We start from the raw sequence: 15,781 nt of genomic DNA, 5'->3' as shown, positions 1-15,781 counted from the left end.
TTTGCCGGTTTTGTTACTTTCCCGCAGGATGCGTGGCGAAACCGCGGGATGTCGGCAATGGAATGGCTCGATGTTAAGTGAAAATCATTTTCACTAATGGTTTAGGATGAGCCTCTCGCTGCCCATTGTCATATGACTGTGTCCACGTCCTAAGGAGCCAGCTTGTCTACGCCTGTCGAACCCTTGCGTTTGCTCTTGCTGGCTGACGAGCCCGAATGGGCCGCCACCTTGCGTGATTGCCTGGTGCCGCTGGCGGGCAGTGCGGTGCTGTTGACCGCACCGAACTGGGACGCAGTCGACAGCCTGTTTGGCAATGACCGCAATGCCGTGGTGCTGGCTACTCCGCAGCTGCAGCCGGCACCTGGCCGTTGCATTTTGCCGATGGTGTTGCTGCTTGAGCATGAGCCGCAGGTGCCACCGCCGGGCGTCAGCGACTGGCTGGTGCTTGACCAGCTTGGCCCCGATACCTTGCGCCGCAGCCTGCGTCATGTGCGCGAGCGTGGCGTGCTGGAGGCTACCCTGCTGCGCCTGGCCGAACAGGATCCGCTGACCGGCATCGCCAACCGCCAGGGCTTCCAGACCCTGCTGGCCGCGCGCCTGGCCGACAACGACGGACGCGGGGTGGCCCTTGGTCACCTGGACCTGGACAACTTTCGCCGGGCCAACGATGCGCTCGGTCACCAGGCCGGTGACCGGCTGATCCTGCAGGTGGTCGGGCGCCTGAAAAGCCAGCTTGAAGCCGGCGATCAGGTGGCCCGCCTGGGCAGCGACGAATTCGCGCTGCTGATCGATACGCGCCGCGAGCCACAACGCGCCGAATGGATGGCTGAACGTATTACCGAGGCTTTGGCCGAACCTTACTGGGTCGACGGCGAGAGCCTGTTGCTCGGCTGTAGCCTGGGTGTCGCCCATGCCCGCGCCCAAGGCGGTGCAGACCCATTGATGTGGCACGCGCACATTGCCATGCAACAGGCCAAGGGCACCCAGGGCTGCACCTTTCATGTCTTCAATGAACGCATCAACCGTAACGCGCGCAGCCTCGCCGATCTGGAAAGCGAGCTGCGCCGCGCCTTGCGTCGCGACGAACTGGAGCTGCACTACCAGCCGCGGCTGGACATGGCCGACGGCCGTATCGTCGGTCTGGAGGCACTGGTGCGCTGGCGCCACGCCGAGCGCGGTTTGCTGCCGCCCAGCGAGTTCGTGCCGCTGGCCGAGCAGAGCGGGTTGATCGTGCCCTTGGGCTATTGGGTGATTTCCCGTGCCTTGCGCGACATGCAGGCGCTACGTGAGCAGGGTCTGGCGCCGCTGCACATGGCGGTAAACCTGTCGTTCCGCCAGTTTCAGGACAGTCAGCTGCTGGCCACTTTGAGCCGATTGATCATCGAGCATGGCGTCGATGCGCGCTGGCTGGAGTTCGAGCTTACCGAAACCGCGGTGATGCGCCGCAACGATCTGGTCGAGCAGACCATGGACGCCCTGGGTCGTCTGGGCGTGCGCTTTTCTCTCGATGACTTTGGTACCGGCTTTTCCTCCTTCGTCCACCTCAACAGCCTGCCGATCACCTTGCTCAAGGTCGATCGCAGCTTTGTCGGCGGCATGGAAAAGCGTGAAGAGAACCGCAAACTGGTGCACGCCATGATCAACCTGGCGCACAACCTCAACCTGGAGGTGGTGGCCGAAGGCGTGGAAACCCCGGAACAGATGGACCTGTTGCGCAGTTTCAACTGTGATCAGGTGCAGGGTTTCCTGATCAGCCGGCCGTTGCCGATCGATGAGTTGATGGCGTTTTTGCTGAGTGGCTCGGCGCGGCAGTCGGTAGCTTTGTAACCCCATCGCTGGCAAGGCCAGCTCCCACAAGGATCTCTGTCATCTGGGCAGTGTGGGAGCCGGCCTTGCCGGCGATGAGGCCCTTCAACTCACTGAAGTTGCTGCGTTGTTCACGCTACCCGAGCGGCCCAGCATTCGCTTCATCCGCCACTCGAACGCCAGCGTCAGGCTCACCGCCGCACACGCCAGGCCCAGCGCCAGCCCCCACCACACGCCCACTGCGCCCCAGCCCAGGGTAAAGGCCAGCAACCAGGCCGCCGGGGCGCCGATCACCCAGTAGCAGAACAGCCCGACCAGGAAGGTGGTCTTGGCATCCTTGAGCCCGCGGATCGAGCCCATGGCGATGGTCTGCACGCCGTCAAACAGCTCGAACCATGCCGCGACCATCAACAGGCTCACGGCCAGCTGGATGATATCGGCAAAGGCCGGGTCACCGTGGTCGAGGAACAGCCCTACCAACGGGTCCGGCAGCAGCCAGAACAGGATGGCGAACATCAGCATCATCGCCGCGCCAAAACCGATCCCGACGCGGCCGGCGTGGCGTGCGCCAAGCAGGTTACCGGCACCGTAATACAATCCCACGCGCATGGTTACGGCATACGACAACCCCGCCGGAATCATGAACGCCGTGGAAACGATCTGCAGGGCGATCTGGTGGGCGGCAAGTTCGGTGCTGCCGAGCACACCCATGCACAGCGCGGCAAAGGCGAACAGGCCGACTTCCACGGTGTAGGTGCCGCCAATCGGCAGGCCCAGGCGCCACAATTCGCGCAAGGCTGGCCAGGAAGGACGGCTCAGGCCCTTGGCAATCGGGTAGGGCGCATAGGCCGGGTGCCAGCGGATGTACAGGGCCATGGCCACGGCCATGCAGTTGGCCACGATGGCGGTGACCAGGCCGATACCCACCAACCCCAGTTTCGGCAGGCCGAACATGCCCTCGATCAGCGCATAGTTGAGCAGGAAGTTGGCCACGGTACCGACCAGGCTGATGACCATCACCGGCGTTGAGCGGCCGATGGCGCTGGTAAAACCACGCAGGGCCATGAAGCTCAGGTAGCCGGGCAGGGCGAAGGGCAGCAACAGCAGGAACTGGGCGGCCGCCTCGACGTTGGCAGGGCTCTGGCCGAGCAGCAACAGCACCGGTTCCAGATTCCACAGCGCCAGCGCCGCCACCAGGGCCATGGCCCAGGCCAGCCACAACCCGGCCTGGGTCAGGCGGGTGGCGCCGACGGTGTCACCGGCGCCCTTGCGAATCGCCACCAGGGTGCCGACTGCAGCGATTACCCCCAGGCAAAAGATCGACACGAACGAATAGCTCGCCGCGCCCAGGCCACCGCCCGCCAGGGCCTGTGGGCTGATGCGGGCCATCATCAGGGTGTCGGTCAGCACCATCAGCATGTGCGCCAGTTGCGAGGCGATCAGGGGACCTGCCAGGCGCAACAGGGCCTTGAGTTCATGAGTGGGTGCGGCCTGCATTGAATCGTCCTTTTCTGGCACTGCATGGGGGAAAGCTTGAAATTCTCATCCTTTATACGGTTATTCGCAAAAGGATAAAAACGATCCGTGGCATGATTAAAACTCATGTCAGTATGATCTGGTGAATTGCCCAGGGCACCTGCAGAGGATTTGTCCATGTCCCGTCGTTTACCGCCGTTGTATGCCTTGCGGGCCTTTGAAGCGGCTGCCCGGCACAGTTCCTTCACGCGCGCCGGGGATGAGTTATCGATCACCCAGAGCGCAGTCAGCCGTCATATCCGAACGCTCGAAGAACATTTCGCCTGCCGTTTGTTCGTGCGCAATGGCCGCAGCCTGCAACTGAGCGAAGCGGCCCGGCTGTTGCTGCCGGGCGTACGAGAAGGCTTTGCCGCCCTGGAGCGTGCCTGCAATACGTTACGAAGCGAAGACGACATCCTGCGCATGAAAGCGCCTTCGACCCTGACCATGCGCTGGTTGCTGGCGCGGCTCAGTCGCTTTCGTCATCTGCAACCGGGCAATGAAGTGCAGCTGACCAGCGCCTGGATGGATGTCGATCATGTCGACTTCAACCATGAGCCCTTTGATTGTGCGGTATTGCTTGGGGATGGGCATTTTCCGCCGGACTGGGAAGTGGCCCGGCTGTTTTCCGAGCTGCTGATCCCGGTTGGGGCGCCCGATTTACTGGAAGAGGGCCCTTGGGACGCCAAGCGCCTGGCCGGTATCGAGCTGTTGCACCCGACACCGGACAAGCGTGACTGGCGCAGTTGGCTGGCGCGCATGGGTCTGACCGACAAGGTCTCGCTCAAGGGCGGTCAGGTGTTCGATACCCTGGAGCTGGGGATGATCGCCGCTGCGCGGGGTTACGGGGTGTCGATGGGTGATCTGTTGATGGTCGCCGAAGACGTGGCTCAGGGGCGTTTGAGCCTGCCCTGGCCGACGGCGGTGGCCAGTGGTCTGGATTATTACCTGGTGTGGCCGAAAACCCGCCCGGGGGGTGAGCGGTTGCGGCGGTTGAGTGATTTTCTTCAAGGCGAGGCTGATGCGATGGACCTGCCGCAGGTGCAGGTCCTGAGGTAGCTATCGCGGGGCAAGCCCGCTCCCACCGGGATCATTCCCACCTCTGTGGGAGCGGGCTTGCCCCGCGAAGAGGCCCTTACAGCCAAGGCAGATCCAGCGCCCGAGCACAGGCCTGCAACGACCGCTGCTGACTCTGCGCATACAGCGCCAGTTCGTCCTGCACCGGCTTACCCAGCGCCTGCTCGAAGGCATCGCGGTTAGCATTGCTGCCGTACTCGCTCTGCGCAACATCCCCCAGGTTGGACTGGAAGATCCCCGCCGCACTGACCGGCAAAAAGTCCTCATACACCAGCGCTTCGAAATGCACATGGCCGGCATCGATCAGGCCGTTCAGCGAGGTAGGACGATCTACGTCGCCACGTGCCGCCAGGCCGCGTTCGGTGGGGAAATAGCGGAAGTACGCCAGGCCCTGCTCACGCATCTGCGCGAGGTCGTCCGGGAAGGCCTGGAAGCTGTCTTTGAGCAACTGCATGTAGCGCTCGGCGTTGGCTTCTGCCGGTACGCCGCCCAAGGCATCGCGGGCGCTATCAAGCAGCTGGTCATACAGCTGGCGGCCTTTGGGCGTCAGCGCTGCACCACGCTGCTCGATCTCGCCGAAGCGGGCGGTGTGACTGCCGCCCGTCGCACCTTGTTGATCACTGAACGCGACCTTTTCCTGCAGCGCCTTGAAGCTGGTCTGACGCAGCAGGATCGGGTAGCGACGCGGCGGCGGGCCTTCGATCACCGCCTTGGGAGGAATGCCCTTGGCCGGCATGCCCAGCTGGATCGCATCGATGTCCAGCGTGCGCGGGGTCAGATGGTTGATATGCGGGCCTTTGAAGGCCACCACATCGGCGATCAGCCGGTGTTGATCATGCAACTGTTGGTACTGCTCGGCCGTTACCGTGGCATCGTGGTGCCAGCGGAAGGTGTGCAGGGCTTCATCAACAAAGCTACGGGCATCGTCGGCGTTGAGGCCACCATCACGCTCGAACTGCTGAATCAGCTCCAGGGCGCGCGGAGTGAAGATCTGCCGTTTGGCGAGGATCTGCCGGGACAGTTCGCGCAGGGCCGGGTTGTCGATCAACTCCAGGCGCAGCAGCGAGGTGAAAACCCGGAACGGGCTGATATGCAGCGATTGTTCGTGAACGGCGCGAAATGCCGTGGAATGCACCGGCACCCCGGCCGAACTGAGGTCGTAATAACCCACCGGATGCATACCCATCACCGCAAACAGGCGGGCGATGGTCGCCAGTTCTTCGGCTGTACCGACGCGGATGGCACCATGACGCTCCTGGTCCAGGCGTTCGATTTCGCCGGTCCAGCGCAGGGCCTGGGCCACTTGTGGCTGCTCGGCCATGACCTGCTGGTTGATTTCGCTCACCAGCGACAACAGGGTGCCGTACAGCGGCACTTCCTGTTTGTACATGAGCGACATGGCGGCGGAAAACTGCGCGCGAATGCTGTCCGGGCTGACGAAATCTTGAGCGGGCATCGAAAGCTTCCTGGTGAAGTGGGCACCCCTACATGAAAGCGAGGAATGCACGACTCCCGCAAGCGAAAAAAAGTCGATGAGTCATTCCGTGATTTCTTGACCTTTTGGCGCCAGCTCGGCGGCGATCCAATCGACCAGTGCCCGTACCTTGGGCACTTCCGCCGCGTGCTCGGCAAACGCCAGAAAGTGCGAGCCGTTGCTGCGCATGCTGTGCTGCCAGGGCACGACCAGTTTGCCTTCGGCCAACTCCTGCGCTACCAGGTAACGCGGCACCAGGGCCACGCCACAACCGGACTGGGCGGCGCTCAGGCTCATATAGAAGGTGTCGAAGCGCGGCCCGTGGTAGCTGTGAGGCGAATGCAGACCTTGTTCGAGGAACCATTCGTGCCAGGCCTCCGGGCGCGAAGTGCTTTGCAGCAGCACCAGCTCGGCCAGTTCGCTGGCGTCGTTCAAGGTGCGGCCCTGCAACAATTCCGGCGCGCACACCGGCACCACCTCTTCGCCGAACAGTTCGACGCAGGTCGCCCCGGGCCAGGTGCCCTGGCCGTAGAAAAACACCACGTCGGCCTTGCCCTGCAGCAGGGCGAAGGGCTCCATCTCATTGCGGATATCCAGGTGGATATTGGGGTGGCGCTTGCCGAAGCCTTTGAGGTGCGGAATCAACCAGCGCACGCCAAAACTCGGTTGAGTGGCTACCTTCAATACTTCGGTTTGTTCGCCATAGGAGAGGATGTAGCGGCTGGACATGTCGACCTGGGTGAGGATCTTGTTGACCTCGGCCAGGTAAAGCGCGCCTGCTGGTGTCAGCTGCAGGCGGCGGCGAATGCGCAGGAACAGGTGATGACGCAGCATCTCTTCAAGCTGCGCCACCTGTTTGCTCACCGCGCTCTGGGTCAGGTGCAGTTCTTCGGCGGCGCGGGTGAAGCTCAGGTGCCGGGCGGCAGCCTCGAAGCACTGCAGGGCGGCCATCGATGGCACCAGACGTTTGGACATGGCGGTCTCTAAGCGGGTAGATCATTACCTGGCGGAATGATATGCAGAATAAAGGTCGTTTGTTGCGCCAGAGTGATCGGATTAATACTGATCCGGATCACTAATTCAACCACTCATCGCATGCAGGAGAAGAAAATGGTTGATGGACTGCTTGACCGCCTCGGTGTCCCGGCCAGTGCCTACACCCACGGCAACCATCCCGTTCACACCCCTATCGATGGCAGCGCGATTGCCTCGGTGCACCTGGAAAGCAAAGCCCAGGTCGTGGCCAAGATCGACAAGGCCGAGCAGGCCTTCCAGGCCTGGCGCAATGTGCCGGCGCCGCGTCGCGGTGAGCTGATTCGCCTGTTTGGCGAAGTGCTGCGGGAAAATAAAGCGGCGCTGGGCGAACTGGTGTCCGTCGAAGCCGGCAAGATCACCCAGGAAGGTCTGGGCGAAGTGCAGGAAATGATCGACATCTGCGACTTCGCCGTGGGCCTGTCGCGCCAGCTGTACGGCCTGACCATCGCCTCCGAGCGCCCAGGCCACCACATGCGTGAAACCTGGCACCCGCTGGGTGTGGTCGGGGTTATCAGTGCTTTCAACTTCCCGGTTGCGGTGTGGGCCTGGAACACCTCGCTGGCGCTGGTTTGCGGCAATGCCGTGGTCTGGAAGCCGTCGGAGAAAACCCCGCTCACCGCACTGGCCTGCCAGGCGCTGTTCGAGAAAGCCCTGAAAGCCTTCGGTGATGCGCCGGAAGGCCTGAGCCAGCTGATCATCGGTGATCGCGAAGCCGGCGAAGCCCTGGTCGATGACCCGCGCGTGCCGCTGGTCAGCGCCACCGGCAGCACCCGCATGGGCCGTGAAGTCGGACCGCGGGTTGCCGCACGCTTTGGCCGCAGCATCCTCGAACTGGGCGGCAACAATGCCATGATCCTGGCGCCTAGCGCCGATCTGGACCTGGCCGTGCGCGGCATCCTGTTCAGTGCCGTCGGTACTGCCGGTCAGCGTTGCACCACCTTGCGCCGCTTGATCGTTCATCGTTCGATCAAGGACGAAGTCGTGGCTCGGGTCAAAGCTGCTTACGCCAAGGTGCGTATCGGCGATCCACGCAAAGACAACCTGGTCGGTCCGCTGATCGACAAACTGTCGTTCAGCGCCATGCAGGACGCCCTGGCCCGTGCCCGCGACGAAGGCGGCCAGGTGTTTGGTGGCGAGCGTCAGTTGCAGGAGCAGTACCCGAACGCTTACTACGTCTCGCCAGCGATTGCCGAGATGCCGGCGCAAAGCGCCGTAGTGCGTCACGAGACCTTCGCGCCGATCCTCTACGTGCTGGCCTATGACGACTTCGACGAGGCCCTGCGCCTGAACAATGAAGTGCCTCAAGGTCTTTCTTCGTGCATCTTCACCACCGACCTGCGTGAAGCCGAGCGTTTCCAGAGTGCTGCGGGCAGTGACTGTGGTATCGCCAACGTCAACATCGGCACCAGCGGTGCGGAAATTGGCGGTGCATTCGGTGGCGAGAAAGAAACCGGTGGCGGCCGTGAGTCGGGCTCCGATTCGTGGAAGGCTTACATGCGTCGGCAGACCAACACGGTGAACTATTCGCGTGAGCTGCCGTTGGCTCAGGGGATTGTGTTCGACTGATTACCGCGTTGACTTCATCGCTGGCAATACCAGCTCCCACAGAGATCCCAGCTCCATGCAGGACCCTGTGGGAGCCGGCGTTGCCGGCGATGGGCGCTCCACCGAACAAGAACAATGAAGGAAGCCGGCCATGCCAGAGCTGCGTCAACAATGTCTGTGGGAACACGTAACCAGGCTCGCTGCGCCGGTCGATAAACTGGCCACCGAGCTCAAGGCCGACGTCTGCGTCATTGGCGGCGGTATCACCGGTCTCAGCGCCGCGCTCCACCTGCTGGAAGCGGGCAAATCGGTCGTCCTGCTGGAGGCCTGGAAAATCGGCCACGGCGGTTCCGGGCGCAACGTCGGCCTGGTCAACGCCGGGACCTGGATTCGCCCCGACGATGTCGAAGCCACCCTTGGCCAGCAGCAAGGCAGCCGCCTGAACAAAGTATTGGGCGAAGCCCCGGCTGAAGTCTTCGCCACCATCAAACGCCTGGGTATCGATTGCCAGGCACACAACACCGGCACCCTGCACATGGCGCATAACGCCAGCGGCGTTGCCGACCTCGAAGCGCGTCATCAGCAATGGAGCCGTCGCGGTGCCGACGTCGAGCTGCTCACCGGCGCCCGCTGCGAGGAGTACTGCGGTACCGACAAGATTTCCGCCGCGCTGCTCGATCGCCGCGCCGGCACCATCAACCCCATGGCTTACACCCAAGGCCTGGCCGCTGCGGTCACCCGCCTCGGCGGGCAGATCTTCCAGCAATCGGCTGTCGAGGGCCTGGAGCGCGAAGGTCGCGGCTGGCGGGTGAAGACCGCGCAAGGTTCGGTCAGCGCCGACAAGGTGGTGATCTCCACCGGCGCCTACACCGAAGGCGACTGGACCACCCTGCAGAAGCACTTCTTCCGTGGTTATTACTACCAAGTCGCCTCCGTGCCGCTGCAAGGCGCAGCCGCCGACAACGTCCTCAAGCACGGCCAGGGCTCCTGGGATACCCGCACGGTGCTGAGCAGCATTCGTCGCGACGATGAAGGACGCCTGCTGCTGGGTAGCCTGGGACGGGTCGACAACAAGCCGAGCTGGTTCATCCGCAGCTGGGCCGACCGTATCCAGAACCACTACTTCCCGCAGCTGGGCAAGGTCGAGTGGGAAATGCACTGGACCGGCTGTATCGACTTCACCCCTGATCACCTGATGCGCCTGTTCGAACCGGCTCCCGGCCTGGTGGCGGTGACTGGCTACAACGGTCGTGGCAACACCACCGGCACGGTGATCGGCAAAGCCTTCGCCCAGTTCCTGCTGCACGACAACCCGGATACCTTGCCGATTCCGTTCTCGCCGATGAAACCGGTATCGGCGCCCGCGCTGCGCACCGGCTTCTACGAAACCGGGTTCTCGCTGTATCACGCCGGGCAATGCTTGCGCGTGGTGCTGTAAGGGCTACTTGTGCAGCCAGCTGAGAAAGCCGCCTTTCTTGATGGCTGCCGGTTTTTGCTCCAGTAGCGACTGCCGGGTTTGCTGGCGGATGCGTTGCAGTTTGATCAGCGCCGTCTTGACCTCACCACGTTGTTCCAGGCAACTGCGCACCTCGGCCTTGTCGATGCGGTAGAGGATGCAGCTGGTCAGGGTACGGAACTCGGCGGTGGAATCGTCCGGCTCCAGCAGGCCTTCCAGGCCCAGTACCTCACCCGGCCCCATGCGTCCGGCCTCGATTTGCTTGTCGCCATCGCGAAAGCCAGCTGACACCACGCCGGTGCCGATCACCAGCAGGTAGTCCGAGCTGTCGCCCACGCCGAGGATGACCTGATCGGCCAGATACTCCACGGCTGTCATGCGTTGGCTGAGGCTGTCCTTTTCTTCACTGCTCAGTGAACGGAAGATCCGCACATCCTCAAGCAATGCACGTTGCCGATTCCAGGTTTGCGGCGTCAGGGCGTCGCTGTTCCAGACCACACCCGCCGCTTCCAGATGGCGGTGGGCGAGGTCGAACATATGGTTGCGCACCTCGACTTTCTGGCTCATGGAGCTGACGAAACCACTCGCTTCGTACTCCACCGACTCCAGGCTGGAACTCTTGATCGTTGCCTTGGGCGGCGGTGTGGCGAGCAGCGTGCGCGTGCCTTGCAAGGTTTTCTCCAGGGCATCAAGCACTCGCCGCGGGCGCACTTTGGCGGGTACCACGACGCTGATGGAGACACCATGTAGGTCGTTGGGCTGGCTGAAATTGAGCAGCTTGGCCTTGGCCGCAACCGAGTTGGGAATCACCGCCATGCTGCCGTTGCCAGTGAGTAATCGGGTGGCGCGCCAGTCGATATCGATCACCTTGCCTTCAGTGCCGTCGATGCTGATCGAGTCGCCGACCTGGTAGGGGCGGGTGGTGTTGAGGACGATGCCGGAGAACACATCGCTGAGCGTGCTTTGCAGCGCCAGACCGATGACGATTGCCATCACCCCGGAGGTCGCCAGCAGGCCTTTGACCGGCAGCTGCAGGACATACGCGGCAGCGGCAACCACGGCAACCAGGAAGATCACTGCACCCAGTACATCCTGCAACAGTCGCCCGGTATGGCCGCTGCGCGAGCCCAGAATGACACCGATCACCACGGTGATGGTGCGCGCCGCGAACAGCCACCAACCGATTCCCAGTACTGTCGCGAGCAGATTGCGCGGTACATCCTCGACCCAGGGCGCCGCCTGCAGCGGGCTGACCCCGGCACTGATCAGCACCCAGCTGAACAGCAGGAACATCGCCAGCCGCAGGCCGATGCGCAAGGGGCGGCGGTCGACCGGGATCACCTGCCAGAGCATCAGATCGAGCGCGATCAGGCTGATGCCGATCAGTAGCGGGTAACTCTGGGCAAAAGCGAACATACCTGTCTCACGACGCTGGGATGTTGCTAGTAAAGAGCAGGTTGGTGGCAATTACTACTGGCGCGTGGGCTCAGAACATCACGTAGGCACTGGCGCTGGTCTGGTCCAGGTCGATATTGCCGACTTTCAGCACTTCCTGCTCCAGACGCACGCCGATGTTACGGAACACGTCCACTTCGACACCGAGGCCATAGGTCATGTCCAGATCGCTGCTGTCACCAGCGATATCGTTGTCAGCGTCCCAGGCATGCACGCCGGCGCTGGCGAACAGGCGCACGCGTTGACCGATCGGAAAGCCGAAGTGAGCGGCGGCCTGCAGCGAGTGGCCCTCGAAGTCGCCGTCTTTGCCACTGAAGTTACCCAGGTCTACCCAGGCGCCTTCCACTGCCAGATACGGATTCAGCCGGTAGCCGACAAAGGCCTTGTAAGCGTTGTCGTCGTCACTGAGCTGGTGCTCATCGGTTTCCACCTTGGTCAAGCCGCCGCCCAGATAGAGGCCACGGTCATCTGCCACGGCGTTCACAGAGCTGAGTACAAGGAGGGCGGCTGCAAGCTGTTTTGCGAATTTCATCGTTGGTCCAATGGAGTTTGGTTAATGGGAGAAAGGGCTGATCAAGCCGGTTTCTTGGGCAGGAACTCTCTGTCCAGGCGGTCACGGATCATCTGCGCGGCGGTATCCATGGCCGGATAGATGTCCTCGACCACAGGTGCCTTGTCTTGTCCGATGTTTCGGCCACTGGCCCGGTCTACGGCAAGGGCAAGGGTTTCACCGCTCAAGCTGTCGCTGACTTCGCTCTGGAAGAACAGATAAAGGGTTTCATCGCGTACACCGGTGGCGTGCAGGGAGAGGCCAACCAGCATGCCGATGGGAATGTATTCGGTGACATTAGGATCACGCGGTTTGCGTTCAATGTCGGCAATCGAAACTTGCAACGACAGCGCGCCCTTGGTGGGTTTGTCGACCAGGCGATAACCGCCGGCAGTCAGTTGTTTTACCAACTGGGTGCGGAAGTGCTGGCGCAGTTTCTCTGCATCGCCATTAAACTTGGCAAAGCGCGGATCGGTACTGTCGAAAGAAATGCTGTTCGGTAAGTTGATGAAAATGGCTTTGTTATGGTTTTTTGACAAAGGCGCATCGGTTTTCTTCCACGCAACACTGCCGTCATCGTGTTCGATAACTTGCAGTGGAGCATTGGTTTTTTGTTGTTCCGGAGTTATCGCGGTGTCGATGCTTGGCGCCATCGAACAACCCACCAGGCTCATCGAGAACAGCAGCGGCAAAAGCGTTTTAAAAGACATGGAGATTCCTGTTGACGTCACGTTCAGGGTGACCGACTTATCCCCACTCTAGGGCCGCGAGCGGGGAAAACAGGAATCAAAAATTGTTATTTATGGCCTGCGCGGCGGTTCGCGCGCCATCAGTTGCTCATGCAGCGCATCCGGTCAAGCTCAAGGAAGTAGTAGCACAGCGCATCGCTATCGGTAGGGATGATGACCAGGCTGAGGATGGAACCGAGCCTGAAGTACTGCCGGGCAAACAACAGATCGGAATGACGGCTGACGTCGAACAGTTCTGTGTGGCTACTGGCCTGGAGGTCTTCAACCTTGATCTTTACTCGCCAGCGCGAAGTGTCAACGAGCGAGGCACCGACGGCAACATGCCGCTCTTTATCGCCGAGGCGCTCAAGGACACTAATCACGGCACTGGGCTCACTGATCGTCAGCGCCTCTTTGGACTCCATGACGTCGTGCTCTATGAAGTTTCGGCCCTCTGTTCGATAAGGCTGGCTATTAATATAGGGGCGCGGAAGTGTGATCAAAAGCGCTACCAGAGAGGCCAGGGCGATAACGGTAATTATCAACCAGTGGTGCCATGCGGTTCGATTGTTTTTCATTGTTCGCCCACACAGTGTTTAAGCATATTGATGAGCTGCTCATCCTGCTGCTGAAATTCGAAGTTGTAAGTACGTCCTGTTGTGCGGACACAGGACATGTTCATGCGCGATCCCTTGCGGCTTATGAAAACCTGGCCTTTAATATTTTCAGTAGGAAGATTTAAACTTGTTACATCCGCCTTGAGCTTGTTTGCATCTTGCGCGCTTTTGCCAACGGCTGAAATTGAAAGTTCACCTTGCTGGATAACTGCAATATGCAACTCACTGACGGGTTCATACCAGGCAACCAGGCGCCAGATGGACAAGCCAGCCAATACCGCCGCAGCCAGGTAGCCGAGGCGCACAGCCGTCCCCATGCCTGGCTTGCTGTCAGGCAAGGCTGTAGGCACGGCCGTATTTGGCGTACTTGTTTCCTGGGGCGCCTCTGCAGGCGCTGCTGCAGCCTCGGAGTGGGCGACCACCTGGTCGCTGTTGAAGCGGTAGCCGCGTCGCGGCACGGTGATCACGATTTCGTGATCCTTGCCATCGCCGAGGATGTTTCTGAGCATGAAAATGGATTGGTTGAGGCTGCCTGCCGAGACGACGCGGTCATCCCAGGCGAACTCCAGAATCGCCTCACGCGAACAGATCGCGCCGGGTTCCATCAGCAGAAGTTCGAGTATTCGCGACTCTGCGCGCGCCAGTGTTAATTCCTCTGGCGCACCTTGGTTTTTGCTGATAATAATCTTGCAGTGCTCGGCATTAAACTCCACAAGGTCGCTGTTTTTAAGTCGAAAATTGTAGATCATCAAGCATTACGCGCGTTGTGAAATTCCTCACTATTATAGTGGTCGTTATCAGCGAAGCAAGTCGATGAAGGGCGCTTGCTATTGTCTGGGTGGGTTAATAAAATATCGGGAAGTATATATTTCAATGTTGAAATAATCACTCACGCCGTAGTTGTCGGTCGGTACTGCAGTGCTTCGGCAAGATGCGGGCGGTCAATAAGCGTGGCTTGCTCAAGATCCGCCAGGGTACGGGCTACCTTCAGCAGGCGATGTGCGGCGCGCAGCGACAGGCAGAGGCGTTCGCAGGCGCTTTCCAGCCAGTGCTGGTCGGCTGAGGACAATGCGCAATGCTGGCGCAGGCCCGGCAGGTCGAGAAAAGCGTTGGCGCAACCCTGGCGCTGTTGCTGCAGCTCCCGAGCGCTGGCGACCTGCGCCGCGATGCTGGCGCTGCTTTCGCCATTGCCAGTCACCGGAGACAACGCCGTGGCCTCGCGGGCAACGGTCAGGTGCAGGTCGATGCGGTCGAGCAACGGGCCGGAGAGTTTGTTGCGGTAGCGCTGGATCTGATCGCTGCCACAACGGCAGCGCCCGCTGGGGTCGCCGAGATAGCCACAGGGGCAGGGGTTCATCGCCGCGACCAGCTGGAAGCGCGCCGGAAAGCGGATCTTGTCCTTGGCCCGGGCAATGACGATTTCACCGGACTCCAGAGGCTCGCGCAGCACCTCCAGCACCCGCCGTTCAAATTCCGGCAATTCATCGAGAAACAGCACGCCGTGATGGGCGAGGGTGATCTCGCCGGGTTGCGGGCGGCTGCCACCCCCCACCAGTGCTGCCCCCGACGCCGAGTGATGAGGATGCCTGAACGGTCGCTGCGGCCAGCTACTGAGCGGCACATGGCTAGCTACCGATTGAATCGCCGCTACCTCCAGGGCCTCGCGTTCATCCAGCGGCGGCAAGAGGCCGGGCAGACGGCTGGCGAGCAGGGTTTTGCCGGTGCCCGGCGGGCCGCTGAACAGCAGGTTGTGCGCCCCGGCAGCCGCGACCAGAAGTGCGCGTTTGGCGGCTTGCTGGCCCTGGACTTCATTGAGGTCCGGGTACGGGCGAACCTGCAGCAACAAGCCGTTGGCAGCGTAGGGGTTGAGCGGTTCCTGCCCGTTGAGGTGGGCTACCAACTCCAGCAGGTGCCCAACGGCGAACACCACCAGGCCTGATGCCAGGCAGGCTTCTTCGGCATTCTCCTCAGGCACTACCAGCGCCCGTCCGGCAGCGCGGGCTGCCAACGCTGCCGGCAGCACGCCTTGTACCGGGCGTATGGCGCCGGAGAGGGCCAGTTCGCCGAGGCATTCCAATTCGCCCAGCGCAGTGACCGGGAACTGGCCATTGGCGGCAAGAATTCCCAAGGCAATCGCCAGATCGAAGCGTCCGCCGTCTTTGGGCAAGTCCGCTGGCGCAAGGTTAAGGGTGATGCGTCGGGCCGGAAACTCCAGGCCGGAATTGAGGATCGCGCTGCGCACGCGGTCTTTGCTTTCCTTGACGGTCGCTTCAGGCAAGCCGACCAGGGTTAGCGCCGGCAGGCCGTTGGCCAGATGGGCTTCGACACTGACAGCCGGGGCCGATACACCGACCTGGGCGCGGCTGTGGACAAGGGCGAGGGACATGAACACTCCATGATCGATGCGGGGCCGCGTCCTGCGGCTTAACAAAGATAGTGGGGCGAGGAGGGTCAAGGCTGGAAAGAGTGAGTCTGGTTTTTACAGGCTAAGGGCAACAGTCGGTGGGAGCGGGCTTGCCCCGC

13 protein-coding genes are annotated in these 15,781 nt (G+C 61.6%); 4 read left to right on the top strand and 9 right to left on the bottom strand.

The genetic code is table 11. The features are described 5' to 3' along the window. Positions 1-162 precede the first annotated feature (162 nt). Positions 163-1,827, top strand: a complete 1,665-nt coding sequence (locus NPS47_RS05940) for a putative bifunctional diguanylate cyclase/phosphodiesterase (protein WP_274294123.1) — start codon at positions 163-165, stop codon at positions 1,825-1,827. An 84-nt stretch (positions 1,828-1,911) separates the two neighbouring features. Here the strand turns inward: NPS47_RS05940 and NPS47_RS05935 are convergent, their stop codons facing one another. Further along, entirely contained in the window at positions 1,912-3,303 is a 1,392-nt protein-coding gene (locus tag NPS47_RS05935) for a NorM family multidrug efflux MATE transporter (protein ID WP_274294122.1), read from the bottom strand. Between the two features lie 156 nt (positions 3,304-3,459). Between NPS47_RS05935 and NPS47_RS05930 the strand changes: the two genes are divergently transcribed. Continuing rightward, the gene (locus NPS47_RS05930) at positions 3,460-4,380 is read left to right on the top strand and encodes a LysR substrate-binding domain-containing protein (protein WP_274294121.1); all 921 of its coding nucleotides are present in this window, start codon (positions 3,460-3,462) and stop codon (positions 4,378-4,380) included. 76 nt (positions 4,381-4,456) lie between these two features. Here NPS47_RS05930 and hglS read toward each other — a convergent pair whose 3' ends face one another. Together hglS and NPS47_RS05920 are read right to left on the bottom strand one after the other, a co-directional pair. After that, on the bottom strand, positions 4,457-5,854 hold the full coding sequence (hglS, locus tag NPS47_RS05925; RefSeq protein WP_274294120.1) for a 2-oxoadipate dioxygenase/decarboxylase HglS: 1,398 nt from the start codon (positions 5,852-5,854) through the stop codon (positions 4,457-4,459). 81 nt (positions 5,855-5,935) lie between these two features. Further along, complete coding sequence (locus NPS47_RS05920; RefSeq protein ID WP_274294119.1) at positions 5,936-6,847, bottom strand: LysR family transcriptional regulator; 912 nt, start codon at positions 6,845-6,847, stop codon at positions 5,936-5,938. Positions 6,848-6,982: 135 nt separating this feature from the next. Here NPS47_RS05920 and NPS47_RS05915 point away from each other — a divergent pair, with 135 nt between their 5' ends. Both NPS47_RS05915 and NPS47_RS05910 read left to right on the top strand, forming a co-directional pair. Continuing rightward, complete coding sequence (locus NPS47_RS05915) at positions 6,983-8,473, top strand: L-piperidine-6-carboxylate dehydrogenase (RefSeq protein WP_274294118.1); 1,491 nt, start codon at positions 6,983-6,985, stop codon at positions 8,471-8,473. A 130-nt stretch (positions 8,474-8,603) separates the two neighbouring features. Then, positions 8,604-9,890: an L-pipecolate oxidase gene (locus tag NPS47_RS05910; RefSeq protein WP_274294117.1), complete on the top strand. Its 1,287-nt coding sequence runs from the start codon at positions 8,604-8,606 to the stop codon at positions 9,888-9,890. A gap of 3 nt (positions 9,891-9,893) precedes the next feature. Here NPS47_RS05910 and NPS47_RS05905 read toward each other — a convergent pair whose 3' ends face one another. The 6 genes from NPS47_RS05905 to NPS47_RS05880 form a co-directional block, all read right to left on the bottom strand. After that, entirely contained in the window at positions 9,894-11,324 is a 1,431-nt protein-coding gene (locus tag NPS47_RS05905; protein ID WP_274294116.1) for a mechanosensitive ion channel family protein, read from the bottom strand. Positions 11,325-11,394: 70 nt separating this feature from the next. Next, positions 11,395-11,895: a porin family protein gene (locus NPS47_RS05900; RefSeq protein ID WP_274294115.1), complete on the bottom strand. Its 501-nt coding sequence runs from the start codon at positions 11,893-11,895 to the stop codon at positions 11,395-11,397. Positions 11,896-11,936: 41 nt separating this feature from the next. Further along, a complete protein-coding gene (locus NPS47_RS05895) occupies positions 11,937-12,644 on the bottom strand; it encodes a DUF3313 domain-containing protein (RefSeq protein ID WP_274294114.1) in 708 nt (235 codons plus the stop codon). A gap of 98 nt (positions 12,645-12,742) precedes the next feature. Further along, on the bottom strand, positions 12,743-13,066 hold the full coding sequence (locus tag NPS47_RS05890; protein ID WP_274294113.1) for a hypothetical protein: 324 nt from the start codon (positions 13,064-13,066) through the stop codon (positions 12,743-12,745). Positions 13,067-13,215: 149 nt separating this feature from the next. Next, positions 13,216-14,007 carry a winged helix-turn-helix domain-containing protein gene (locus NPS47_RS05885; RefSeq protein ID WP_274294261.1) on the bottom strand — a complete coding sequence of 264 codons (792 nt, stop codon included), beginning with the start codon at positions 14,005-14,007 and terminating at the stop codon, positions 13,216-13,218. A gap of 140 nt (positions 14,008-14,147) precedes the next feature. Next, on the bottom strand, positions 14,148-15,644 hold the full coding sequence (locus tag NPS47_RS05880; protein WP_274294112.1) for a YifB family Mg chelatase-like AAA ATPase: 1,497 nt from the start codon (positions 15,642-15,644) through the stop codon (positions 14,148-14,150). Positions 15,645-15,781: the final 137 nt, after the last annotated feature.

Source organism: Pseudomonas putida, assembly GCF_028682475.1.
Taxonomy (GTDB): Bacteria; Pseudomonadota; Gammaproteobacteria; order Pseudomonadales; family Pseudomonadaceae; genus Aquipseudomonas; species Aquipseudomonas putida_AG.
The sequence above is the reverse complement of the archived record's forward strand: the minus strand, read 5'-3'. Positions and strand labels throughout refer to the sequence as shown.